The sequence below is a fragment of the Levilactobacillus bambusae genome (genome assembly GCF_003124125.1).
Classification (GTDB): domain Bacteria; phylum Bacillota; class Bacilli; order Lactobacillales; family Lactobacillaceae; genus Levilactobacillus; species Levilactobacillus bambusae.
Map to the genome: position 1 here is coordinate 1 of NZ_QCXQ01000039.1, position 1,802 is coordinate 1,802.

Genomic DNA, 1,802 nt, shown 5'->3' on the forward strand with positions numbered 1-1,802 from the left:
TGCGTACAGGGGAAGGGAAAACCTTGACTGCGACCATGCCGGTATACCTCAATGCCCTTTCAGGTAAAGGGGTTCACGTAGTTACGGTTAATGAATACCTGTCAGAACGTGACGCGACTGAGATGGGTGAATTGTACTCTTGGCTTGGTTTGTCAGTAGGGATTAACTTGGCTACCAAATCTCCAATGGAGAAAAAAGAAGCCTATGAGTGTGATATTACTTACTCAACTAACTCAGAAATCGGATTTGACTACCTTCGTGACAATATGGTCGTTCGCGCTGAAAACATGGTACAACGTCCGCTTAACTATGCCTTGGTCGATGAGGTTGACTCTATCTTGATTGACGAGGCTCGTACACCTTTGATTGTATCAGGTGCCAATGCGGTTGAAACCAGTCAGTTGTATCACATGGCAGACCACTATGTAAAATCTTTGAACAAAGATGACTACATCATCGATGTGCAGTCTAAGACTATTGGTTTGTCTGATTCAGGGATTGACAGGGCTGAAAGCTACTTCAAACTTGAAAACCTCTATGACATCGAAAACGTGGCTTTGACCCACTTTATCGATAACGCCCTTCGTGCCAACTACATCATGCTTCTCGATATTGACTATGTGGTGAGCGAAGAGCAAGAAATCTTGATTGTCGACCAATTTACAGGTCGTACCATGGAAGGTCGTCGTTATTCTGATGGATTGCACCAAGCTATTGAAGCCAAAGAAGGTGTGCCAATCCAGGATGAAACCAAGACATCTGCCTCAATCACGTACCAAAACCTTTTCCGTATGTACAAAAAATTGTCTGGTATGACGGGTACAGGTAAGACTGAGGAAGAAGAATTTCGTGAAATCTACAACATTCGTGTTATTCCAATCCCAACAAACCGTCCTGTTCAACGTATTGACCACTCAGACCTTCTTTATGCAAGTATCGAATCTAAGTTTAAAGCGGTTGTCGAAGACGTTAAGGCTCGTTACCAAAAGGGTCAACCTGTCTTGGTTGGTACAGTAGCGGTTGAAACTAGTGACTACATTTCTAAGAAATTGGTTGCAGCTGGTGTTCCTCACGAAGTCTTGAATGCCAAAAACCACTATAGAGAAGCCCAAATCATCATGAATGCTGGTCAACGTGGTGCCGTTACCATCGCAACCAACATGGCGGGTCGTGGTACCGACATCAAGCTTGGTGAAGGTGTTCGTGAACTTGGAGGACTTTGTGTTATTGGTACAGAACGTCATGAAAGTCGTCGTATCGATAACCAGCTTCGTGGACGTTCAGGTCGTCAAGGAGATCCAGGTGAGTCACAATTCTACCTATCTCTTGAAGATGATTTGATGAAACGTTTTGGTTCTGAACGCTTGAAGGGAATCTTTGAACGCTTGAACATGTCTGAAGAGGCGATTGAGTCTCGCATGTTGACGCGTCAGGTTGAAGCAGCTCAGAAACGTGTCGAAGGAAATAACTACGATACCCGTAAACAAGTCCTTCAATACGATGATGTCATGCGTGAACAACGTGAGATTATCTATGCTCAACGTTACGATGTCATCACTGCAGATCGTGACTTGGCACCTGAAATTCAGTCTATGATTAAGCGCACGATTGAACGTGTCGTTGATGGTCATGCGCGTGCCAAACAAGATGAAAAACTAGAGGCAATTTTGAACTTTGCTAAGTACAACTTGCTTCCTGAAGATTCTATTACGATGGAAGACTTGTCAGGCTTGTCTGATAAGGCCATCAAGGAAGAGCTTTTCCAACGTGCCTTGAAGGTTTACGATAGTCAGGTTTCAAAA

General features: G+C 44.0%; 1 protein-coding gene. It reads left to right on the forward strand.

The features are described 5' to 3' along the window. Nucleotides 1-1,802: preprotein translocase subunit SecA (gene secA / locus DCM90_RS09870; protein WP_109251169.1), on the forward strand; the 1,802-nt coding region annotated here is incomplete at both ends.